18 protein-coding genes are annotated in these 22637 nt (G+C 66.2%); 8 read left to right on the plus strand and 10 right to left on the minus strand.

The features are described from left to right. Position 1: 1 nt before the first annotated feature. Both treS and glcC read right to left on the minus strand, forming a co-directional pair. On the minus strand, positions 2-2068 hold the full coding sequence (gene treS, locus FW760_RS15620) for a maltose alpha-D-glucosyltransferase (protein WP_043861177.1): 2067 nt from the start codon (positions 2066-2068) through the stop codon (positions 2-4). 147 nt (positions 2069-2215) lie between these two features. Next, entirely contained in the window at positions 2216-2974 is a 759-nt protein-coding gene (glcC, locus tag FW760_RS15625) for a transcriptional regulator GlcC (protein ID WP_078481750.1), read from the minus strand. 233 nt (positions 2975-3207) lie between these two features. On the opposite strand from glcC, the gene glcD reads away from it, so the two are divergent. From glcD to FW760_RS15650, 5 genes are read left to right on the plus strand one after another with little or no spacing between them, the layout of a single operon-like run. After that, positions 3208-4707, plus strand: coding sequence for a glycolate oxidase subunit GlcD (glcD, locus tag FW760_RS15630; protein ID WP_353228137.1), 1500 nt, complete (start codon positions 3208-3210; stop codon positions 4705-4707). Continuing rightward, positions 4707-5786, plus strand: a complete 1080-nt coding sequence (gene glcE, locus FW760_RS15635; RefSeq protein ID WP_274096716.1) for a glycolate oxidase subunit GlcE — start codon at positions 4707-4709, stop codon at positions 5784-5786. The genes glcD and glcE overlap by 1 nt, the downstream gene beginning before the upstream one ends. Before the next feature lie 13 nt (positions 5787-5799). Next, positions 5800-7026 (plus strand): glycolate oxidase subunit GlcF, encoded by a 1227-nt coding sequence (gene glcF / locus FW760_RS15640; protein WP_058541269.1) that lies wholly within the window; start codon positions 5800-5802, stop codon positions 7024-7026. A 4-nt stretch (positions 7027-7030) separates the two neighbouring features. Next, entirely contained in the window at positions 7031-7438 is a 408-nt protein-coding gene (locus tag FW760_RS15645) for a heme-binding protein (protein WP_446443861.1), read from the plus strand. 16 nt (positions 7439-7454) lie between these two features. Continuing rightward, positions 7455-9632: a malate synthase G gene (locus FW760_RS15650; RefSeq protein WP_054915156.1), complete on the plus strand. Its 2178-nt coding sequence runs from the start codon at positions 7455-7457 to the stop codon at positions 9630-9632. A 65-nt stretch (positions 9633-9697) separates the two neighbouring features. Here the strand turns inward: FW760_RS15650 and FW760_RS15655 are convergent, their stop codons facing one another. Both FW760_RS15655 and FW760_RS15660 read right to left on the minus strand, forming a co-directional pair. Further along, on the minus strand, positions 9698-10384 hold the full coding sequence (locus FW760_RS15655; protein ID WP_210015277.1) for a lysophospholipid acyltransferase family protein: 687 nt from the start codon (positions 10382-10384) through the stop codon (positions 9698-9700). A 45-nt stretch (positions 10385-10429) separates the two neighbouring features. After that, positions 10430-11014, minus strand: coding sequence for an acyl-homoserine-lactone synthase (locus FW760_RS15660; RefSeq protein WP_043861164.1), 585 nt, complete (start codon positions 11012-11014; stop codon positions 10430-10432). Between the two features lie 222 nt (positions 11015-11236). On the opposite strand from FW760_RS15660, the gene FW760_RS15665 reads away from it, so the two are divergent. Both FW760_RS15665 and FW760_RS15670 read left to right on the plus strand, forming a co-directional pair. Continuing rightward, the gene (locus tag FW760_RS15665) at positions 11237-11950 is read left to right on the plus strand and encodes a LuxR family transcriptional regulator (protein WP_043861163.1); all 714 of its coding nucleotides are present in this window, start codon (positions 11237-11239) and stop codon (positions 11948-11950) included. Positions 11951-12086: 136 nt separating this feature from the next. After that, a complete protein-coding gene (locus FW760_RS15670) occupies positions 12087-13982 on the plus strand; it encodes a sigma-54-dependent Fis family transcriptional regulator (protein WP_274096713.1) in 1896 nt (631 codons plus the stop codon). A gap of 101 nt (positions 13983-14083) precedes the next feature. Here the strand turns inward: FW760_RS15670 and aldA are convergent, their stop codons facing one another. Then, complete coding sequence (gene aldA / locus FW760_RS15675; protein ID WP_446443862.1) at positions 14084-15517, minus strand: aldehyde dehydrogenase; 1434 nt, start codon at positions 15515-15517, stop codon at positions 14084-14086. A gap of 17 nt (positions 15518-15534) precedes the next feature. After that, complete coding sequence (locus tag FW760_RS15680) at positions 15535-17691, minus strand: PQQ-dependent dehydrogenase, methanol/ethanol family (protein ID WP_054915158.1); 2157 nt, start codon at positions 17689-17691, stop codon at positions 15535-15537. Between the two features lie 364 nt (positions 17692-18055). Between FW760_RS15680 and FW760_RS15685 the strand changes: the two genes are divergently transcribed. After that, positions 18056-18892: a bifunctional allantoicase/(S)-ureidoglycine aminohydrolase gene (locus tag FW760_RS15685; RefSeq protein WP_043861160.1), complete on the plus strand. Its 837-nt coding sequence runs from the start codon at positions 18056-18058 to the stop codon at positions 18890-18892. Positions 18893-18958: 66 nt separating this feature from the next. On the opposite strand, the gene FW760_RS15690 is transcribed toward FW760_RS15685, so the two are convergent. From FW760_RS15690 to FW760_RS15705, 4 genes are all read right to left on the minus strand, one after another. Continuing rightward, positions 18959-19840, minus strand: a complete 882-nt coding sequence (locus FW760_RS15690) for a LysR substrate-binding domain-containing protein (protein WP_043861159.1) — start codon at positions 19838-19840, stop codon at positions 18959-18961. A gap of 106 nt (positions 19841-19946) precedes the next feature. After that, the gene (locus tag FW760_RS15695; protein WP_231390634.1) at positions 19947-20765 is read right to left on the minus strand and encodes a sulfite exporter TauE/SafE family protein; all 819 of its coding nucleotides are present in this window, start codon (positions 20763-20765) and stop codon (positions 19947-19949) included. A gap of 22 nt (positions 20766-20787) precedes the next feature. Continuing rightward, on the minus strand, positions 20788-21111 hold the full coding sequence (locus FW760_RS15700) for a DUF3325 domain-containing protein (protein ID WP_054915159.1): 324 nt from the start codon (positions 21109-21111) through the stop codon (positions 20788-20790). 1 nt (position 21112) lies between these two features. Continuing rightward, a complete protein-coding gene (locus FW760_RS15705) occupies positions 21113-22636 on the minus strand; it encodes a PepSY-associated TM helix domain-containing protein (RefSeq protein ID WP_054915160.1) in 1524 nt (507 codons plus the stop codon). Position 22637: the final 1 nt, after the last annotated feature.

Raw genomic sequence — 22637 nt, forward strand, 5'->3', positions numbered from 1 at the left:
CCTACAGCGTCGCCACACTGCTCACGATGCGCAGCGAAAGGCCCTCATAGCCATCCAGATTGATAGTCATCTCCCCCGCTTCGCTCAGCTCGCCCTCCAGCCGTTCGTTGATCATGTCCACCACCGCGCCGGGGCTTACATCCGGCAGATGCAGGGTTTCGCTCAGTGGCTCGGCACCGAAGTTGAGTGCGGTGATCTGGATGCCCTTGCCTGCCGGCAGCTCGTGCACCATCAGCAGCAAGGCCGGGTTGGCCACCTCGGGGATCAGGATCTGCCGGCTCGCCGCAATCGCGTAGGCCTGGCGCACAGCGAGCATGCGTTTCAGGCTGCTGGCAAAACTGTCGGGCTGCTGCAACTGGCTGGCCAGGCTGCCATACAGCGAACGCGCACGCGGCAGGCCTTCGGCCGAGAGCTGCGCCTCCACGTCCAGGTCGGCCAGGTCATAGGCGCCGCGATGAATCCAGCGGGTGTCGCCGTCACCCATCAGCCCCTCCACCTGCTCGGGCTCCAGCGGCAAGGCGCCGACCAGGTCCCAGCCCGACAGCGCAAACACCCCCGGCTGCATGGCGTTGTACATGGCCAGCAGCAGGTGCACCTTCTGGATCAGCGCCAGCTGCTCGGCGTCGATGCTGCCCAGGTCGCGAATGCCCAGCGCGGCAGTGATGATGCTGACCGTGGTGCACGACACGCCATTGGTCACGAACTTGAGGTTGTACGGTGCGTGCTCGCCCGCCAGGCCCTCGTACATCTCGCTGCGGATATGCTCGCGCAGGATATTGCCGGGGAAGGTCTGGCCCTTGTACAGGTAGCTGTCGTTGGCGTGCAGGGTCCAGAAGTGCACCAGCTCCAGGGTCAGTTCATCGTGGTTCTGCAGGGCATGGATCAACGAGGCCGGGTCGATCTTGAACGCATGCATCTGGTGCAGCATCAGGCGCAAAAACTCGGTGTCGCCGGTCAGCAGCGCGTGCTGGTAGGCCGGGCGCGTGACGAAGTCGTAGGACAGGTCGGCGCCGCCGTGGGACATGTTGGCGATGTCGTCCAGGGTCAGGTTCAGTTCCTGGAAGCTGAAACCGCCGGCCTTGCGGATCATGCCGCCCAGCAACTGGTTGCCGGTGACCGACAGCGGGTGGCTCTCCGACCAGGCCGGCCCTTCGGCGCGCCGCTCCACGCCGAGAAAGCCATTGGCATCCAGACGCAGGCCACGGGCGCCGAGCACGTCGATGGCGTGCAGGGCGTCGCCGATGATCAGCTGCTGCGCGGCAAAGCTTGGGTCCAGCCAGTTCAGCGATGGCTGGCCCTCCTTGAAGTAGTGCAGGTACACCCAGCGTCGCAGCTTGCCGTCGACCCCGAGTACCGGCGGCGTGGCGCTCCAGTCGGTTTCCTTGATGCCGGGTTCGAAGAAGATCACCCGCTGCAACTGGCCAACGATGTAGTGGCGGGCCTTGAGCTCGTCGCACATGGCCGGCGTGAGGTTGGCCGCATCGCGCCCGGCCGGCACCTCGGGCAGCAGGCCCCAGTCGGCTTCGCGGATCTCGATCATGTGGTACAGCCCGGGATAGTCGCCGTAGGCCATCTCGGCCAGGCGAAAATCGGCGCCCTTGCCGGTGTGCGCCGGGATCGAGTCGTCGATGGTCACCGCGTTGTGCGCCGAGGCCACCTTGCTCAGGTGCACCAGCTCGGCCTCGCTGCCGTAGCGCGGGTCGATGTCGAAGCTGATGCGGTCGAAGTTGCCGTCCACGCTGGGGGTGAACTCGCGCTGGGTGATGCCGCCCGAGCGCTTCAACGGCCCGGTGTGCACGCCCTGGATGCCCAGCTCCGACAGCGCCTGCCACAGCTGCTCATGGGCCAGCGCCTGCAACACCGAACCGCCCTCCTCGACGATGATCGAGGCCGGGTACACCGTCAGCCACACCGAGGCGATGGCACTGGCGTCGCGGGCGCGGGCCTCGGCGTAAGGGTGCAGCCACATGCGCGCCTGCCCTGCATACAGCCGGGCGCGGTCGCGGGCGGCTTGCAGCATGGACTGGCCTTGCAGCCATTCGATGGTGTCCTGGCCTCGCTGGGTCATACGCTTGCTCCTTCGACGGGGGGCGTGGGGTCGTGCCCTCAAGGTGTGAGTGGGTTTGACTGCAATCGTTCGCATTTTTTGCTGCGACCAGCGGGCAGATGTGGCAGAGCTCCGCCGCACGGCGCGCCTACCCCGGCCCACACGCCCTCAAACCCACCCCTCCAGCCGCAACGTCGCGCGTACCAGCCGCTGCTCCTCCTCCTCGATCTCCTTGAGGTTCGCGCAGATGCCCTGGATATGCGCAATCGCCGCCTTGCGCGCCTGCTCCGGCATTCGCCCGGTCACGGCGTTGTACAGCCGCGCATGCTGGCGGTCGATCTGGCGCTTCTGCACATCGCGGTGGTACAGGTTGTTCACCGAGGCGAACACCGAGTTCAACAGCAGGTCGGTCAGCGAGCGCAGCGTCTGCACCAGCACCGGGTTGTGCGAGGCCTCGCAGATCGCCAGGTGAAACGCATGGTCCAGGTGCGCATGCTCAGAGGCCGTCAGTGGCTGCTCATGGGCCGCCAGCAACGCCTCGTAGCTGCGCCGTATGAGCACGAAGTCCGCCTCGGTGCCGCGCAGCGCCGCCAGGCGTGCCGACTCCCCTTCCAGCAGGCTGCGCACCTCGAACAGGTCGTACAGGGTGCGCGGCTGCGAACTGAACAGGTGCATCAATGCCGAGGTGCTGCCCTGCCCCGACAACTGCGCGACATATGAACCCTTGCCATGCGCAGTCTCGATGATGCCTTTGGCGCGCAGCAGCTTGAGCCCTTCGCGCAGGGCCGTGCGCGACACGCCAAGCTTTTCGGTCAGGCGCCGCTCCGACGGCAGCGCCTGGCCGACCTTGAGCACGCCATCGACGATCAGCCGCTCGATGCGCTCGCACACCACGTCTGCCACCTGCATTGAAAGCGGTTCGCCCATCGTTCCTCCAACTGGTATGACCAGACACCGTGGGCTTTATTACCCTTGCCAGATCAATACATAACTAACTGTATTTATTGAATATTCATGAAAAAGCCGGAAAAACCGCAGCAACAAACTGGTTCGACCAGTGATTTGAGCGATAGACACTAAGCCGCCGCCGGCCAATGATGCAAGTGAGCCGTGTTCCATCGAGCTTCCATAACAACAAGACAAGGGTCGTTAGCCTGCCCATGAACATTCTCTACGACGAACGCGTCGATGGTGCGCTGCACAGCGTCGACCGGGCCGAGTTCCTGCACACCCTTCAGAGCCGCCTGCCCGACCTGGATATCCTGCACGCCGCCGAAGACCTCAAGCCCTACGAGTGCGACGGCCTCTCGGCCTACCGCACCACGCCGATGCTGGTGGTGCTGCCGCGCCATCTGGAAGAGGTGCAGAGCGTGTTGCGCCTGTGCCACGAGCGCAAGGTGCCGGTGGTGGCACGTGGCGCCGGCACCGGTTTGTCCGGCGGCGCGCTGCCGCTGGAAAAGGGCGTGCTGCTGGTAATGGCGCGCTTCAACAAGATTCTTGAAATCGACCCGGCCGGGCGCTTTGCCCGCGTGCAGCCCGGCGTACGCAACCTGGCGATTTCCCAGGCTGCCGCGCCGCATGGGCTGTACTACGCACCCGACCCCTCCTCGCAGATCGCCTGCTCGATCGGCGGCAACGTCGCCGAGAACGCCGGTGGCGTGCACTGCCTCAAGTACGGCCTGACCGTGCACAACGTGCTCAAGGTCGAGATGCTCAGCGTCGAGGGCGAACGCATGACCCTGGGCAGTGATGCCCTGGACGCCTCCGGCTTCGACCTGCTGGCGCTGTTCACAGGTTCCGAGGGCATGCTCGGCATCATCACCGAAGTCACCGTCAAGCTGCTGCCCAAGCCGCAGGTGGCCAAGGTGCTGCTGGCCGCCTTCGACTCGGTGGAAAAGGCCGGCCGCGCCGTGGGCGACATCATCGCCGCCGGTATCATCCCCGGCGGCCTGGAGATGATGGACAACCTGGCGATTCGCGCCGCCGAAGACTTCATCCACGCCGGTTACCCGGTAGAGGCCGAGGCCATCCTGCTGTGTGAACTGGACGGCGTCGAGGCCGACGTGCACGACGACTGCGAGCGCGTGCGCGTGCTGCTCGAACAGGCCGGTGCCACCGAAGTGCGCCTGGCCCGCGACGAAGCCGAGCGCGTGCGCTTCTGGGCCGGGCGCAAGAACGCCTTCCCCGCCGTGGGCAGGCTGTCGCCCGACTACTACTGCATGGACGGCACCATACCCCGGCGCGAACTGCCCCACGTGCTGGGGGCCATCGCTGACCTCTCGGCCGAGTACAACCTGCGCGTGGCCAACGTGTTCCATGCCGGCGACGGCAACATGCACCCGCTGATCCTGTTCGATGCCAACACCCCCGGCGAGCTGGAACGCGCCGAGGCGTTCGGCGGCAAGATCCTCGAGCTGTGCGTGAAGGTCGGCGGCAGCATCACCGGCGAGCACGGCGTGGGCCGCGAGAAGATCAACCAGATGTGCGCCCAGTTCAACAGCGACGAGCTGAGCCTGTTCCATGCGGTAAAGGCTGCGTTCGACCCGCTGGGCCTGCTCAACCCGGGCAAGAACATCCCCACCCTGCACCGCTGCGCCGAATTCGGCGCCATGCACGTGCACCACGGCCAACTGCCCTTCCCGGACCTGGAGCGCTTCTGATGAGCACCGTACTGTTCGACCCGGCCCACGGCAGCGACCGCAGCGCCGACCTGCTGGCCCGCGTGCAGCAGGCCATCGCCGAGCGCACCCCGCTGTTCATCCGCGGCGGTGCCAGCAAGACCTTCTACGGGCGCCCCGTCGATGCCCAGCCACTGGACCTCGCCGGGCACACCGGCATCGTCTCCTACGACCCCACCGAACTGGTGATCACCGCCCGCGCCGGCACGCCCCTGCGCGAGCTGCAGGCCGCGCTGGAGCGTGGCGGGCAGATGCTTGCCTGCGAAGTGCCGTGCTTTGGCGACAACGCCACGGTCGGCGGCATGCTCGCTGCAGGCCTGTCGGGCCCGCGTCGCCCATGGGCGGGTTCGGTACGCGACTTCGTACTGGGCACGCGCATGATCAGCGGCCTGGGCACGCACCTGCGCTTTGGCGGCGAGGTGATGAAGAACGTCGCCGGCTACGACCTGTCGCGCCTGCTGGCTGGCAGCCTGGGGTGCCTGGGGGTGATCACCGAAGCCTCGTTCAAGGTGCTGCCCAAGTACCGCTGCCGGGTCAGCCTGCGCCAGGCCATGCCGCTGCAGATGGCCCTGGACAAGCTCGGCGAATGGGGCCAGCAGCCGATCCCGCTGACCGCCGCCAGCCATGACGGCAGCACCCTGTACCTGCGCCTGGAAGGCAACGAGGGTTCGGTACGCGCCGCCGCTGAACGCCTGGGCGGCGATGCGCTGGATGACAGCTACTGGGACGACCTGCGCGAACAGCGCCTGGCGTTCTTCGACGACCCGCGCCCGCTGTGGCGCCTGTCGGTGCCGGCACTGACGGCGCCGCTGGCGATCGAGGGCGAGCAACTCGTCGACTGGGGCGGCGCGCAACGCTGGCTCAAGAGCAGCGCCGATGCCGACAGCATCCGCCAGCTCGCCGCCGCCGCCAACGGGCACGCCACCTGCTTCACCCCGGGCGTGGTGGACAGCCCGTTCCAGCCGCTGGCCGCACCGATCCTGCGGTTTCACCAGACGCTCAAGCGCAACCTGGACCCTCAGGGCATCTTCAACCCCGGCCGCCAGTACGCCGACGTCTGACCCAGGAGCCACCATGCAGACCAACCTGAGCGAAGCGGCCAAGCGCCTGCCCCACGCCGACGAAGCCGAACGCATCCTGCGCAGTTGCGTGCACTGCGGCTTCTGCAATGCCACCTGCCCCACCTACCAGGAACTGGGCGACGAGCTGGACGGCCCGCGCGGGCGCATCTACCTGATCAAGCAGTTCCTCGAGCAGGACACCGTCAGCGAGAAGACCCAGCAGCACCTGGACCGCTGCCTGACCTGCCGCAATTGCGAAACCACCTGCCCATCGGGGGTGGAGTACCACAAGCTGCTGGACATCGGTCGCGACGCCATCGAGGCCCGTGTGCCCCGCCCGCTGGGCCAGCGCCTGCTGCGCAGCGGCCTGCGCGCCGTGGTGCCGCGCCCGGCCCTGTTCCAGGCGCTGGTGAGTACCGGCGAGCTGTTGCGCCCAGTGCTGCCCGTGGCATTCAGGACCCACCTGCCACGCAGCGTGGCACCGGCCCGGCAACGCCCCCAGGCCACCCATGCACGGCGCGTGCTGATGCTCGAAGGCTGCGTGCAGCGCAGCCTGTCGCCCAACACCAACGCCGCCACAGCGCGCGTGCTCGACCGCCTGGGCATCAGCATCACGCCGATTGCCCAGGCCGGCTGCTGCGGCGCGGTGGACTATCACCTCAACGCGCAGGACACCGGGCTTGAACGTGCGCGGCGCAATATCGACGCCTGGTGGCCAGCCGTGGAGGCCGGCGCCGAAGCCATCGTGCAGACCGCCAGCGGCTGCGGCGCCTTCGTCAAGGAATACGCCTACCTGCTGCGCGACGACCCGGCCTACGCGGCCAAGGCCGAGCGCATCAGCGCCCTGGCGCGGGACATCGTCGAAGTGATCCGCGCCGAACCGCTGGAGCGCTTCGAGGCCTGCTGCGACCAGACCCTGGCCTTCCACTGCCCGTGTACCCTGCAGCACGCACAAAAACTTGGCGGCGCAGTTGAAGCCGTACTCAAACGCCTGGGCTTCAACCTTACCGAGGTACCCGACAGCCACCTGTGCTGCGGTTCGGCCGGCACCTATTCGCTGACCCAGCCGGTGCTGTCCAGGCAACTGCGCGACAACAAGCTCGATGCGCTGGAAAGTGGCCACCCCGACGTGATCGCCACGGCCAACATCGGCTGCCAGACCCACCTCGACGGTGCCGGGCGAACCCCCGTGCGGCACTGGATCGAACTCGTTGACCAAGCCCTCAACCCAGGAGCCTGATTTCATGCAAAGCAAACCCGTAATGACCCTGAGCGACGTGCAGCAGATTCTCGCCGCCGCCCGTGCCGAGGCCCAGGCCAACCAGTGGGCCGTGAGCATTGCCGTGGTCGACGACGGCGGCCACCCGCTGGGCTTCGAACGCCTGGACGGCTGCGCGCCGGTGAGTGCCTACATCGCCACCGAAAAGGCCCGCAGCGCGGCGCTGGGCCGACGTGAAACCAAGCTGTACGAAGACATGATCAATGGCGGGCGCACGGCGTTCCTGTCGGTGCCGGTGATCACCGGCACGCTCGAAGGCGGCGTGCCGGTGATCGTCGACGGCCAGGTGGTCGGCGCGGTGGGTGTGTCGGGGGTCAAGTCCGAACAGGACGCCCAGGTGGCCAAGGCCGGCGTTGCCGCCGTTAAAGACTGATCAGGAGCAACCGAACATGAACGACCGTATTCAGCGTCAACGCCTGCAGGTCGCGAGCGCCCTGCAGCACTTCATCGAAACCGAGGCCCTGCCCGGCACCGGTGTGCCGGAGGCCAACTTCTGGCAAGGCTTCGACGCCCTGGTGCACGACCTGGCGCCGAAGAACCGCGCCCTGCTCGCCGAACGCGACCGCCTGCAGGCCGCGCTGGACACCTGGCACCGCGCCCACCCGGGCCCGGTGGCCGACATGCCGGCCTACCGCGCCTTCCTGAGCGAGATCGGCTACCTGGTGCCGGTGCCTGAACAGGTGGCGGTGAGCACCTCCAACGTCGACAGCGAGCTGTGCGAACAGGCCGGCCCGCAGCTGGTGGTGCCGGTGATGAACGCGCGCTATGCGCTCAACGCCGCAAACGCACGCTGGGGCTCGCTGTATGACGCGCTGTATGGCACCGATGCGATCAGCGACGCCGACGGCGCCGAGGCTGGCGAGGGCTACAACCCGCGCCGTGGCCAGAAGGTCATCGCCTTCGCGCGCAAGGCCCTGGACCAGGCTGCACCGCTGGCCGGCGGCTCGCACGCCGAGGCCAAGGCCTACCGCATCGAGGACGGGCAACTGCGCGTCGACCTCATCAGCGGCCTGACCACCACACTCAAAGACCCCGCCAAGTTCGTCGGCTTCCAGGGTGATGCCGCCCAGCCGAACGCGGTGCTGCTGAAGAACAACGGCCTGCACCTGGAGATCCAGATCGACCCCACCAGCGCCATCGGCCAGACCGATGCGGCCGGGGTCAAGGACGTGCTGGTCGAAGCCGCCCTGAGCACCATCCTCGACTGCGAGGACTCGGTGGCCGCGGTGGATGCCGAAGACAAGACCCTGATCTACCGCAACCTGCTGGGCCTGATGAAAGGCGACCTGAGCGAAGCGATCAGCAAGGGCGGCAAGACCCGCGTGCGCCGCCTCAACCCGGACCGCGTCTACACCGCAGCCGATGGCGCAACACTGACCCTGCATGGCCGTTCGCTGCTGTTCGTGCGCAACGTCGGCCACCTGATGACCAACCCGGCGATTCTCGATGGCGATGGTGCCGAGATTCCCGAGGGCATCATGGACGCGGTGCTGACCGGCCTGATCGCCATCCACGACCTGCAGCGGCGCGGCAACTCGCGCAGCGGCAGCGTGTACATCGTCAAGCCGAAGATGCACGGCCCTGCCGAAGTGGCGTTTGCCGCCGAACTGTTCGGGCGTGTCGAAGACCTGCTGGCGCTGCCGCGCAACACCCTGAAGATGGGCATCATGGACGAGGAGCGGCGCACCTCGGTGAACCTCAAGGCGTGCATCGGCGCAGCGCACGAGCGGGTGGTGTTCATCAACACGGGCTTTCTCGACCGTACCGGCGACGAGATGCACAGCGCCATGGAAGCCGGCCCGATGCTGCGCAAGGGCGACATGAAGTCCACGCCGTGGATCACCGCCTACGAGCGCAACAACGTGCTGGTGGGGCTGGCCTGCGGGCTCAAGGGGCGCGCGCAGATCGGCAAGGGCATGTGGGCCATGCCCGACCTGATGGCCGACATGCTGGTGCAGAAGATCGGCCACCCCAAGGCCGGTGCCACCACCGCATGGGTGCCCTCACCCACGGCCGCCACGCTGCATGCGCTGCACTACCACCAGGTGGACGTGCAGGGGGTGCAGAGCGAATTGCAGCGCATCGACCTGGCCGGCGAGCGTGACAGCCTGCTCAACGACCTGCTGACCATTCCGGTATCGCCGCGTCCGAACTGGAGCGATGCGGAAAAACTGCAGGAGCTGGAGAACAACTGCCAGGGCATTCTCGGCTACGTGGTGCGCTGGGTGGAGCAAGGGGTCGGGTGCTCCAAGGTGCCGGACATCCACAACGTCGGCCTGATGGAAGACCGTGCGACCTTGCGTATATCCAGCCAGCACATTGCCAACTGGCTGCTGCATGGCACGGTGAGCGAGGCCAAGGTACGCGAGGTGCTCGAACGCATGGCGGTGGTGGTCGACCGGCAGAATGCCGGGGATGCGGCATACCGCCCGATGGCGCCGGACTTCGCCACCTCGATGGCGTTCCAGGCCGCCAGCGACCTGGTGTTCAAGGGGCGTGAGCAGCCGAGCGGGTATACCGAGCCGCTGCTGCATGCGTGGCGCTTGAGGTTCAAGGCGGCGAACTGACGGGCCTCTTCGCCCGCAAGGCTGGCTCCTGCAGGAACCAGCCTTGCGGGCGAAGGCCCCGGCAACTACACGATGGGCAACCCATTGTTGACCACTTCCCGCGTATACGACGCCAGCTGCTTGGCATCCATGCTGGCCACCAGGTCGGCCTCGATGGGCCGGTGCGCCACGATACTCACATCGGTGCAGCCCAGGGCGTTGTGGCGAATCCGGCGCACCGCCGGGCTGATGGTCACGGGGATGATGCCGATGCCCATTTCCTTGGCGATGCGAAATGCACCGGTCTTGAACGGCAGCACGCCCTGCCCGGTGTTGCGCGTGCCCTCGGGGAAGATCCAGAGCGATGTCTTGCTGTCGGCCACGCGGGTGGCGATGCGCCGCAGGCTGGTGATCGACGCGCGCGGGTTGCTGCGGTCGATGAACAGGCTGCCGGTCAGCCAGTACAGTTGCCCGGCCAACGGCAGCCAGCGCAACGACTGCTTGCCCACGATCACCGTGCCTGGGCGCAGCGCCTGGGCCACGACAAATGCATCGTGGTTGCTCTGGTGGTTGGCCACATAGATGTAGGAGCGGTCGGGCGCGATGGCGTCGAAACCACCGACCTCGACGCGCACGCCAAAGATCCAGTTGATGGCCCTGTAGACCTTGCAGGCCAGGTAGAGGTTGTCCTGCTTGCGCGGGTTGAGCAACAGCACCAGGCACAGGAACGGAAACGTCACCACCACGAACAGCACGACCAACAGCCAACGCACACACGCAATCATTGCTTTACCACCTTCCCTCGACATGTTCACCCGTCACGCTGCCAGTTGCAGTGCGCGGGTCGTCTGGTCATCGATTTCGATCCAGAAGGCCAGCACCGGCTTGTCGTCAATCATCTGCGGACGCGCGATTCTTCGCGTGGTCACGCCCATGCGCTTGAGCAACCGCTCGTTACCCATTGCAGTAAAGGCAATCAGCCTGCGCGCCCCCTGGGCACGGGCCACATCGATCACCTTGCCGACCATCGCCACGGTATTCTGCCAAGCCTGTTCAGCCGACAGGTATTGGCCTTTGGGCGAACTCATGGCGAAGCGCGAGAGCTCCCATATGTCCTGCTGATAGGGGAGCGGCGCATCGCCAACCAGGTGCGGAAACACTTCTGCCAGCAAGTACGGGCGATGGGTGGGGATCAGGCGGGCACAACCGAAAATATTCTGTTGCTTGTCGCATGCCAGCACATACAGCGTATCGGGGCGGTCGAACTCATCCCACTCCTGGCCCTCGGGACACTGCAATGGCCAGCCCAGCTCCCTTACAAACACCTGGTAGCGGTACTCGGCCAGTGCGCTCGCCATGGTGCGCGGAAAGTCTTTGATGGTCCCGGTTACAGCAGTGAACATGAAAACGCCCCAACTCAAAGAGCTGGGAGTACAACAAACCCTCCGGGGCCTATATAGCTGCCCGAAAGGGCAGGTTTATTCGTAGGAAAAACCTGAAATACCAGCGCACTGATGGCCATTTGCTACAGAAGTTTTCCGCGAAAACTGTACCGTACGGTATAATTCCGGCCTGTTTGCACTCTCCATTGGCCGAGCACATTCCACCCATGAAAGGCACATTGCGTGAATGACTGGCGCGAGCACTTCATTGCCGTGGTGACGGGGTGCCGCAACGAAGGCGAGCTGTTCAGCGAGCTGACCCGTCTTACCCGCGAGCTGGACTTCGAGTTCTGTTCCTATGGGCTGAAGAATCCGCTGCCGATCGCCGCCCCGCAGTTCATCCTGCGCTCCAACTACCCCAGCGCCTGGGAAGCCAGGTACGTGGCCGAGGACTATTTTTCCTGCGACCCGACGGTGGCCCACGGGCTGACCCGCACCACGCCCCTGCAGTGGGCCGCCGCGCAACAGCAGCACCAGCAGGCATTCTGGGAAGAGGCGCGGCACTACAGCCTGGACCACGGCTGGTGCCTGTCGGTGCAGGGCGACTACGGCACCATCGGCCTGCTGTCCCTGTCCCGCCCGGATGACCCGATCTCCACACTTGAACTGGACGCCAAGGAAGCCAAGCTCATCTGGCTGTCGCAACTGGCGCACAGTGCCATGACCGGCTTCTTTGCCCAGACCCACCTGCCCGAAGCCCAGAAGGCCCTGACCGCACGGGAGAAAGAAGTGCTCAAATGGACCGCCGTGGGCAAGACCTACAGCGAGATCAGCATCATCCTCACCATCGACAGCCGCACGGTGAAGTTCCACCTGGTCAACGCCATGCGCAAGCTGCAGGCCAGCAACAAGGCCGAGGCGACGGTGAAGGCGATTCTGCTGGGGATGCTTTTCTAGGCCAGGGCTGCATCAATAGCTGAAAATTCCCGACACAGCGACTAAGGTAGGCACAGATCGGTGCCCGCCCCTGGCCCGAGACAACAAGATGACGGTGAGCCGCCCCTGCGCGCGCCACGGTCGACGGGAGCCCAGCATGCAGCATACCCAGACCAGCCCGAGCGATCTCGCGGCCTTCGTCGACGATCACTTCCCCGAGCGCGGCATCCGCCCCGACCCTGTCATTGCGCAGTCCTGGTACCGCAGCGTGGTCGAGCATCGCCTCGACCCCGGCGCCGCCGGGCGTACCCACGTGCTGGGCGCCGACGCCATCCGCCAGCATCAACAGCAGCACCAGCAATACCTGGCCATCGCCAGCCAGGGCGTCAGCGGCCTGGCCAGGCGCGTGGTGCCGGCCGGGTTCGCGGTGCTGCTCAGCGACGAACACGGCATCACCCTCGACACCCGCCTGCCCGAAGCCAGCCACATCTATACCCAGGCCGGGCTGGTGGTGGGCGCGCGCTGGGACGAGTCGATTGCCGGCACCAACGGCATCGGCACCACCCTGGCCGCCGCGCAGCCGCTGATCATCCACCGCGAAGAGCACTTTCTGGCCTCCAACTTTCGCCTGAGCTGCTCGGTGGCGCCGATCTTCGACGCCCAGGGCCTGCTGCGTGGCTGCCTGAACGCCACCTGCCTGAACAGCAACGGGCCCAAGGAGGCGCAGTACCTGACCCTGCAACTGGTGATCCTGTATGCGCGGCTGATCGAGAACGCGCACTTTCGCGAGTGCTACCGCGACCGCCTAACCCTGTCGCTCAAACCCATCGACGACATAGCCGACCTGGCCAACGAGCAGTTGCTGGCGCTGGACGACAACGGCCGCATCATCGGCGCCAACCGCGCCACCTTCGTTGCCCACCAGCGCGATGCGGCGCCGCTGCTGGGTGCGCGCATCGACAGCCTGCTGCCAACCTCGGTGGATGAACTGCTGCACCTGACCCAGGGCGGTGCACGCGGCGTGCGCCTGCGCGGGCAGCAGGACGACGCCTTGCTGGATGTGGGCCTGCGCATACCGTCGCAGCGCCACCGCCCTGCCCCGGCCAGACCGCCGGTGCGCAGCAGCCACCCCGACCTGCAGCAGCTGGCCGGCGGCGATGCGCGCCTGCAACAGGCGGTGCAGCGGGTGCGCAAGGTGCTCGACAAGGACCTGCCGATACTGATCACCGGCGAGACCGGCACCGGCAAGGAGGCATTCGCCCGCGCCATCCACCAGGCCAGTGCGCGGCGCGCCGGGCCGTTCATCGCGCTCAATTGCGCGGCGATTCCCGAGACGCTGATCGAGAGCGAGCTGTTCGGCTACCGCGGCGGCAGCTTTACCGGGGCCGACAAGAAGGGCATGAAGGGCAAGCTGGAACTGGCCGCCGGCGGCACGCTGTTTCTGGACGAGATCGGCGACATGCCGGCGCACCTGCAAACCCGTTTGCTGCGGGTGCTGGCCGAGCGCGAGATCTTCCCGATCGGCGCCCAGGCGCCGGTGGCGCTGGACGTGCAGGTGGTGTCGGCGACCCACCAGGACCTGCACGGGATGATTGGCGACAAGCGCTTTCGCGAGGACCTCTACTACCGCCTGGGCGGCATGAGCCTGGCGTTGCCGGCCTTGCGCGAACGCAGTGACCGGGGCGCGTTGATCGAGCAGTTACTGGCGGCGCAGAGCAGCGGCGTGCGGCTGACCGAACAGGCCCGCCAGTGCCTGCATGCCCATGCGTGGCCGGGCAACATTCGTCAGTTGCTCAATGCGTTGCGCTACGCGGTGGCGTTGGCCGAGGACGGGGTGATCGACGTGGATTGCCTGCCGGCGGAAGTGGTGCAGGTGGTGCGCGACGAGCCGCTGCGCATCGACAGCCAGGACCCGGCCAGCGAGTTGCTGCAAAGGTTGCGGCGCCATCGCTGGAACATCAGTGCGGTGGCGGCTGAACTGGGGGTGGCGCGCTCGACGCTGTATCGGCAGATGAAGAAGTACGGGGTGGTGCAGCCCAATGATCGGTTGTGATGGCAGGGGTTGCTGTGCAACCCATCGCGGGTCGAGCCCGCTCCCACAGGCTGTGGGAGCGAGCTTGACCCGCGATGAGGCCCTAACAGGCTACCTGGGCCTCAGATCTGGATATAGACCACATGGGTATGCGTGTACTCATACAACCCATGCTTGCCATCGGCCCCACCGATCCCCGACTTGCGCGTGCCGGCATGGAAGCCCTGCATGGCCTCGAAGTTCTCGCGGTTGATGTAGGTCTCGCCGAAATCCAGCGCGTTGCTGGCATGCATCGCTGCACTCAGGCTGCGCGTGTACAGCGATGAAGTCAGCCCGTATTCACTGTCGTTGGCCAGCGCAATCGCCTCGTCCAGGCTCTCCACGATCTGGATCGGCAACACCGGCCCGAAGATCTCCTTGCGCATGATCTCCATGTCGGCCGAGCAGCCGGCCAGCACCGTCGGCTGGTAGTGGAAGCCCTGCCCGCGATCGGCCACCGCGCCCCCGGTCACCAGCTGCGCGCCCTGCCCGGTGGCGGTGCGCACCATCTGCCCGACCTTGTCCAGGGCGGCCTGGTTGATCAGCGGGCCCATGTCCAGGTCCGCCTCGGCCAGCGGGTCACCATAACGGGTGGCGGCCATGGCGCTGGCCAGTTTTTCGGTGAACTCATCCGCCACCTCGCGCTGCACGTAAACCCGCTCGGCGCAGTTGCACACCTGCCCGGTGTTGATCACCCGCGACGCGGTGATCGACTTGACCGCCAGCTCCAGGTCCGCATCAGCCAGCACGATGGCCGGCGCCTTGCCGCCCAGCTCCAGGTTGAGCTTGGTGATGTTCGGCGCCGCCGCGGCCATGATCCGCGAGCCGGTGCCCACGCTGCCGGTGAAGCTGATCAGGTCGATGCCGGCGTGGCTGGTCAGGCGCTGGCCCACGGTCGCCCCGGTACCGCACACCACGTTGAACACACCGCTGGGCAGGTCGGTCTCGGCCACCAGGCGGGCGAACTCGAAGCAGTTGATCGGTGTTTCTTCGCTGGGCTTGATCACGATGGTGTTGCCCGTGAGCAGGGCCGGCGCCATCTTGCGGGCGATCAGAAAGAACGGGAAGTTCCACGGCAGAATCCCGGCCACCACACCCAGCGGCTTGCGCAGCAGAAAGATGCTTTCACCGGCGCGGTCGCTGGTGAGCACCTCGCCTTCCAGGCGTCGCGCCCACTCGGCCATGTAGTCCAGGTAGTCGGCGGTGAAGTTGACTTCGACCAGGGCCAGACCGAGCACCTTGCCCTGCTCGGCGGTGATGATGCGCGCCAGGCGCTCGGCGTTGTCACGCACCTTGCTGGCGATCTTGCGCAGGTAGCCGGCGCGCTCGATGGCCGGGCGCGTGGCCCAGCTCTTCTGGGCCTTGCGCGCGGCGGCAATGGCCTGCTCCACCTGCGCGTCACTGGCCTGGGGTACGCGCCCCAGCAGTTGTCCATTGGCCGGGTTGTGCACCTCGATCTGCGCGTCGCTGTCGACGAACGCATTGGCGATGTAGTTCTGGTAGATGACGTCACTCATGGGTCAATGGCTCCTTTTCAATGGGATGACTTGGCGCTGAACTGCTTCCAGGTATCGCCTTCCTGATGAAGGTCGTGGGCGCGCTTGATCAGGTACTGGTGGATCTGGTCGACCTGCTCGGGGGTGAAGGCGTCGGCGAACGACGGCATGCCATCCGGCACGCGGCCACCGAAGAGGATGCCCAGGAACATCTGGTGTTTTTCCGGGGTGAGCTTGCGCAGGTCGGGCAGCACGCCGCCGCTGACCGCGTGGATACCGTGGCACTGCGAGCAGTAACCGTCGTACAGCTTGGCGCCCGCCTCGATCGATGCGGTGTCGTTGCTCAACGCGGGTGGTTTGGGGGTGTCCGGGCGTGGCGCCGGCTCTTGCAGCTTGGCGGTGCCGCCCAGCTTGTAGGTCAGCACCTGGGCGTACGGCTGCACGCCGGCCCGCAGCGACAGGGCCCCGGCAAAGGTGGAGAACGCGCCGCCCCAGCCGGCCATGAAGGTCACGTACTGCTCGCCGTCCACGCTATAGGTGACGGGCGCGGCCATCACGCCGCTGGCAGCCGGTTGCTCCCAGAGTTTTTCGCCGGTGTCGGCGGCATAGGCGATCACCCGCCCGTCGGCGCTGCCCTCGAACACCAGGTTGCCCGCAGTACTCAAGGTGCCGCCGTTGAAGATGGTCACGTAGGGCACTTCCCAGGCGGCCTGCTGCTTGACCGGGTCCCAGGCGATCAGCTTGCCCGACCAGCTCTTGGCCATCTCCAGCAGGCCTTCGGCGCCTTCGGGCATCATCCCGGTGCGCAGGCCCAGCTGGTACATGCTCTTGAACGGGTTGCGCTTGGGCGCCTCGGGGATGTGCTCGTAGTAGGCCGACATGATGTGCGCCGGGATGTACACCAGCCCGGTGTCGGGGTTGTACGACATCGGCTGCCAGTCATGCGCGCCCCAGAACGCCGGGGTCACCAGGTTGCGCTTGCCGTTCTTCCAGTAGGCGGCGTTCTCTTCGTCCAGGATCGGCCGCCCGGTCTTCATGTCCATGCCCTTGGTCCAGCTCTGCGGCACGATGCCCTTGGCCGACAGCAGCTCGCCGGTGGCGCGGTCGATCACATAGAAGAAGCCGTTTTTCGGCGCCTGCATCAGCACCTTGCGCGGCTTGCCGTCGATGGGCAGCTCGGCCAGGATCATGTGCTGGGTGGCGGTGTAGTCCCAGGCATCGCCCGGGGTGGTCTGGTAGTGCCACACGTATTCGCCGGTGTCGGCATTGACCGCCACGATGGACGACAGGAACAGGTTGTCGCCCTTGGCCTGGCTACGCCATTTGGGGTCCCACAGCGAGCCGTTGCCCACGCCGATGTACAGCAGGTTCAGCTCCGGGTCGTAGGCGAACGAGTCCCAGGCGGTGCCGCCACCGCCCTGCTCCACATAGGCATCGCCGAACCAGGTCTTGGCGGCGATCTCCATGCCCTTGCCCTCGGGCGGCAGCTTGGGGTCGCCCGGCACGGTGTAGAAGCGCCACGCCTCCTTGCCGGTTTCGGCGTCGTAGGCGGTGACATAGCCCCGCACGCCGAACTCGGCGCCGCCGTTGCCGATCACCACCTTGCCGTTGACCACCCGAGGGGCGCCGGTGATGGTGTAGCTGCGCTTGTGGTCGGCGCGGGTGTCGACCGACCAGGCGCGCTGGCCGGTCTTGGCGTCGATGGCCTCCAGGCGCCCGTCGAGCACGCCCACGTAGACCTTGCCCTTCCACACCGCCACGCCACGGTTGACCGCGTCGCAACAGGCTTCGCCGGCGCGGTGGCGGTCCGATTGCGGGTCGTACTTCCAGATCAGCCTGCCGTCGCGCGCATCCAGCGCGTACACCACCGAGAACGGCCCGGTGGTGTACATCACCCCGTCGACCACGATGGGGGTGGCTTCCACGCCACGGTCCAGGTCCAGCTTGTAGCTCCAGGCCAGGCCCAGCTGGCCGACGTTCTGGTCGCTGATCTGCTTGAGCGGGCTGTAGCGCTGTTCGTCGTAGGTGCGCCCGGTGCTCATCCAGTTACCGGGCTCCTTGTCGGCGGCGATGATGCGCGCGCCATCGACGTTGGCCGGGATGTCCGCAGCCAGCGCCGGTGTACCCGCCAGGCTCAGCAGCACGGCAACGGCAAGGGATTTGAGGGGAAGCGAGGCGAGGCCAGTCTGTCTCATGGGAGTGTCCTGTTCTTATTAGTGGCGCAGTCTTCGCGCTGCGCCATCAGCTCATCGCAACCGCCATGCCAGCTGTGACATGAACCGCCACAACCGCTCTGGCACGCGGCTTTGCGCGCGCCGCACCGATGCCGCCCACGCTGCAATTAACGCTACAGGTGTTGCATCACCCGCTACACAAGGCGCACACCTGTAGCGCAGTGCTGGCCCGGCGCACGCCACATTCAAAAATCGAATGGCAGGGATTTCAACATTTAATTTGTGGATAGCTAAAGATGGTCATAACGTAGCGGTGCAATCCCTGAACGGGGCCGCCCGCCGCAGGCTGGCCCGGGGGACACAACAACAAACATCGAGACTGTCCATGTCCAGAACCACTTACTTCGCCCCCCACGGCGGGCACCCGGCTCAGACCGAGCTGCTGACAGACCGTGCCATGTTCACCGAAGCCTACGCGGTGATCCCCAAGGGCGTGATGCGTGACATCGTCACCAGCCACCTGCCCTTCTGGGACAAGATGCGCATGTGGGTCATCGCCCGTCCGCTGTCGGGTTTCGCCGAGACCTTCTCGCAGTACATCGTCGAAGTTGCCCCTGAAGGCGGCAGCGAGCGCCCGGAGCAGGACAAGAACGCCGAGGCGGTTCTGTTCGTGGTCGAAGGTGAAGTCGACATCACCCTGCAAGGCAAGCCGTACACCCTCAAGCCAGGCGGCTACGCGTTCATTCCGCCGGGCGCCGACTGGAGCCTGCGCAACAACAGCGCGGCCAACGTGACCTTCCACTGGATCCGCAAGCACTACCAGGAAGTCGAAGGCCTGGCGCACCCGGAAGCGTTCGTCACCAACGAACAGGACGTTACCCCGATCCCGATGCCGGGCACCGATGGCGCCTGGGTCACCACCCGCTTCGTCGACATGGCCGACATGCGCCACGACATGCACGTCAACATCGTGACCTTCCAGCCGGGCGGCACCATCCCGTTCGCTGAAACCCACGTGATGGAGCACGGCCTGTACGTGCTGGAAGGCAAGGCGGTGTACCGCCTGAACCAGGACTGGGTCGAAGTGGAAGCCGGCGACTTCATGTGGCTGCGCGCCTTCTGCCCGCAGGCCTGCTACTCGGGTGGCCCTGGCCCGTTCCGCTACCTGCTGTACAAGGATGTGAACCGCAACGTGAACCTGACGCTGAACCCAAAGCGTTAAGCAGGTAGCAATGCAGAAAGCCCGCCGTGACTGGCGGGCTTTTTTGTGGGGAAGTGACCCGCAGGCTCACACCGCCTGTGCTTCGAGCAGGCCAGTCAACACGCCCGCCAGCGCTCGTACCATCGGGTCGGCCGTCTGGCGATGCAGAATCAGAATCTCGTAGCTGTCGATCACCGGCAGGCCATCCGCCTCGCCGAGCACCCGGTGCTCGGCGGTGACGGCGCGTGGCGGCAGCAGGCTGATGCCCATGCCGTCGGCCACGGCGGCCTGAATGCCGCTGAGGCTGGAGCTGGTGAACGCGATGCGCCAGCGCCGGCCCAGGCTCTCTACTGCGCTGATGATTTCGTCGCGGTACAGCCCGCGTGGCGGAAAGGTCACCAGCGGGATCGGGTCCAGCGCCAGGGCCGGGTTGTGCGCGCTGTCGATCCAGCGCAATTGCTCCGGCCAGCTGGCCACCCCTTCGCGACCGTTGCGCCGCTGCTTGAGCAGCACCAGGTCGAGCTCGCCGTTGTCGTAGCTCTGGCTGAGGTCGCGGCACAGGCCGCTGGTGACTTCGAGCTTGACCTGCGGGTGCTTGCGGTTGAACGCCGACAGCGCGTTGGTGGTGCGCCCGCCAACGAAGTCTTCGGGTACGCCCAGGCGCAGGGTCACGCCGACCGTGGCGCCGGCCAGGGCTTCGAGCATCTGGTCGTTGAGGGCGAGCATGTGGCGGGCATAGCCGAGCAGGGTCTGGCCGGCGTCGGTGGGCAGCACCTCGCGATTGCCGCGCTCGAGCAGGCGGTGACCGACCATCTCCTCGAGGCGCCGGACCTTCTGGCTGATGGTCGACTGGGTGGAATGCAGGCGCGTGGCCGCCGTGGTGAAACTGCCGCAGTCGGCCACCACCACGATGGCGCGCAGCAGGTCGAGGTCGAACAGAGACCTGTTGGGTTTGAGGCTGAGGCTCATGGCGGGATTCAGGTTTTGAATGGGTAGGCGGTTTTCTAGCATGTGCCGGGGGGTTGGGCAAATGCGCGAACCTGCAGGAGCCGGCCTAGCCGGCCAAAGGGTTGGGTTACCCCAGCAGGTTCGGCACAGACGAAATCAGCAGCGAGACACCCGAGGCAGTCAGCAAGCCCAGCACGATGCGGCGAAACTGCAGGTCGCTGATGCCGATGTACAGGCGCGTACCAAGGAAGGTCGGAATCAGCATGGCCGGCGCGACGATGGCGAAGAACGGCAGCATGTCCACCGTAACGATGCCGGTGCCCAGGTAGGTGAGCATGGTCACGAACAGCATCGACAGGTTGAAGTTCTGGATGATCGAGCGCTGCAGGTCGCGCTCGTAGCCCTTGAGGGTGCACCACAGCGTCGGGACCGTGCCGGTGAAACCGCCAAGCCCACCCATAACGCCACCGATCACACCGATGACGCCATCGACCAGCCGGCCGGCCAGCGGGATTCTCGGCAATCTGCCGGCCAGCAGCATGACCGGGCACCAAGTCACCAGCAGGGCCCCGAGCAAGGTCTTGAACCAGTGCATGTCCAGGTTGGGCAACAGCGCAACACCCAGAGGAATACCGGCCAGGCCACCGAGGATGAAGGGCAGCAGGCGTTGCAGGCTCAAGCCCCGGCGCACCGAGAACGCGGCCACCACCTGCCCGGTGAGGCCGCCGAACACCGCCAGGGTGGCGGCCAGCTTCGGGTCGAGCACCCAGGCCCAGAACGACATCGCGACCATGCTGAAGGCGAAGCCCGAAAGCCCCTGGACGAACCCCGCAACAACGGCCCCGAGAGCGACCACCAGGTAGATCGTGAGCATCTGCAAGACATCCGGGGTGACTGTGAACGAGTTAGCGATGATGCCATCGCGCAGGGGGGGCCTGTCCAGCATGTCAGCCCCCACTGCAACATCGTCACACCGCCAGCAGCACGCCCCACAACGGCAACGCTGCGGCCAGCCAAACCATTGCACGCGGCCAGTACGGCAACAGCATCGCCACCCCGAACCCCGCCAGTGAAATACCGCCAAACCAGGCTACCGGCCCCATCGCCCAGCCCCAGGCCACGCCACTGACCCACAGGCTGATGGCCAGCGCCGACCAGCCCGCCGACCGCAGGGCCACCCTCAACCAGGGTGCAGGTGCCCTGCCCCACACCTGCTTGTAGTGCCGCTCCAGCCCCAGGCACAACGCCAACATGCCCACATAGGCAAACACCACCACGCCGATCATCAGCATGTCATTGCCCCTCCACCGCTACCGTCGCACGCTTGCGCGCAGGTTTTTCTTCACGCGGCGCCACGCAGCGCCATGCCGCATACGCCAGCAACCCACCCAGCACCACGCTGGTGGCCTCCAGCACGCGGTGCGCCGGGTCGTGCTGCGCGGTCAACGCGCCCAGCACCGGCAGGCCGATGCACAGTACCGCGGTCAGCCCCAGCTGCTCGGCCCAGGCGCGCTGCGCCGGACGCAAACCGGCATGCAGCAGCGACAGCAACCACACCGCGAAGAACGCCTTGACCTCCCAGTTGGCCCGCTGCGCCAGCTCCACCGGCAGCAGGCGGTTGGCCCACAGCAAGCCTGCGCAGGCCAGCATCAGGCCGGCGACGAACGCCACGTTGAAGCTCTCGGCCACCTTGTACCAACGCTGCGCCGACACCGAGGCACTGGCGTACTTGCGCCGGCGCTTGACGCAGAACAGCACCAGCCCGGTGCCGATCATCGCGGTGCTGACCAACGCACACACGAAGTACAGCCAGCGCATCGGATAGCCGCCGAACTGCGCGAAGTGCAGCCCCGCCATCACCCGCTGGGTGAGCACGGCAGGCCGCATGTCGGGCACATCGCGCAGCAGCTCGCCGCTGACGCCGTCGAACACCATGGCCTGCCCCTTGCTCAGGGCGATGCGATAGCCCAGGGTCGGGCGCACCTCGATCCGCGCGGCGGCCGTACCGGGGTTGGAGATACCGATGCTGCTGATGGCGCCCAGCCGCTCTTGCGCGCTGGCCAGTACCGGGGCCAGGTCGACCAGCGCGGCTGGCTGCTTGAGCGCCGCGCGCGGCGTGGGCAGACGCTGCTCGCCCTGGGCCTTGTAGTACGCCTGGTTGTCACCCTCGAACAGCGCATCCACCGCCGCCGGCATGTAGATCAGCAAAAAGATCACCAGCCCGGTGTAGGTGATCATCAGGTGAAACGGCAACAGCAGCACCGCGCTGGCGTTGTGAAAATCCAGCCACGAGCGCTGGCCCTTACCGGGGCGGAAGGTGAAGAACTCCTTGAAGATCTTCTTGTGGATCACGATGCCGCTGACCAGCCCCACCAGCATCACGATCGCCAGGGCGCCGACCACGAAGATGCCCCAGTTGCGCGGCAGGTTCAGGGTGAAGTGAAAGCGGAAGAAGAAGCTGCCGCCGGCCGTTTCGCGCACCTCGATCGGCTCGCCGGTATGCGGGTCGAGCGCGGTGCCGCCACCGCGTCGACGCTCGCCGGACGCTACCTGCAAACCGGGCGAACGCGCATCCGGCAGGCTGATGTTCCAGTTGCTGGCGCCCGGTGCATGCTGGGTCAGGTAGGCCAGCCCGCGTTGCGCGGCCTGCAACTGGGTGAGGTCGTGGCTGCGCACCTCGGGGCGCATCCAGTTGTCGATTTCGCTGTCGAACACCGCCAGCGTACCGGTGGCGAATATCGCGAACAGCAGCCAGCCGAAGATCAAGCCGGCCCAGGTGTGCAGCCACGCCATGGATTGGGTGAAGGTATTTTTCATC

The sequence above is a fragment of the Pseudomonas sp. 1176_21 genome (genome assembly GCF_052850635.1).

Coding starts and splice junctions, on each gene's coding strand:
- glcD (WP_353228137.1), top strand. CDS start 3,208: ATGAACATTCTCTACGACGAACGCGTCGATGGTGCGCTGCACAGCGTC.
- FW760_RS15695 (WP_231390634.1), bottom strand. CDS start 20,765: ATGCTGGACAGGCCCCCCCTGCGCGATGGCATCATCGCTAACTCGTTC.
- FW760_RS15650 (WP_054915156.1), top strand. CDS start 7,455: ATGAACGACCGTATTCAGCGTCAACGCCTGCAGGTCGCGAGCGCCCTG.
- FW760_RS15680 (WP_054915158.1), bottom strand. CDS start 17,691: ATGAGACAGACTGGCCTCGCCTCGCTTCCCCTCAAATCCCTTGCCGTT.
- glcF (WP_058541269.1), top strand. CDS start 5,800: ATGCAGACCAACCTGAGCGAAGCGGCCAAGCGCCTGCCCCACGCCGAC.
- FW760_RS15670 (WP_274096713.1), top strand. CDS start 12,087: ATGCAGCATACCCAGACCAGCCCGAGCGATCTCGCGGCCTTCGTCGAC.
- FW760_RS15700 (WP_054915159.1), bottom strand. CDS start 21,111: ATGCTGATGATCGGCGTGGTGGTGTTTGCCTATGTGGGCATGTTGGCG.
- FW760_RS15685 (WP_043861160.1), top strand. CDS start 18,056: ATGTCCAGAACCACTTACTTCGCCCCCCACGGCGGGCACCCGGCTCAG.
- glcC (WP_078481750.1), bottom strand. CDS start 2,974: ATGGGCGAACCGCTTTCAATGCAGGTGGCAGACGTGGTGTGCGAGCGC.
- FW760_RS15690 (WP_043861159.1), bottom strand. CDS start 19,840: ATGAGCCTCAGCCTCAAACCCAACAGGTCTCTGTTCGACCTCGACCTG.
- treS (WP_043861177.1), bottom strand. CDS start 2,068: ATGACCCAGCGAGGCCAGGACACCATCGAATGGCTGCAAGGCCAGTCC.
- aldA (WP_446443862.1), bottom strand. CDS start 15,517: ATGAGTGACGTCATCTACCAGAACTACATCGCCAATGCGTTCGTCGAC.
- FW760_RS15660 (WP_043861164.1), bottom strand. CDS start 11,014: ATGTTCACTGCTGTAACCGGGACCATCAAAGACTTTCCGCGCACCATG.
- FW760_RS15645 (WP_446443861.1), top strand. CDS start 7,031: ATGCAAAGCAAACCCGTAATGACCCTGAGCGACGTGCAGCAGATTCTC.
- glcE (WP_274096716.1), top strand. CDS start 4,707: ATGAGCACCGTACTGTTCGACCCGGCCCACGGCAGCGACCGCAGCGCC.
- FW760_RS15705 (WP_054915160.1), bottom strand. CDS start 22,636: ATGAAAAATACCTTCACCCAATCCATGGCGTGGCTGCACACCTGGGCC.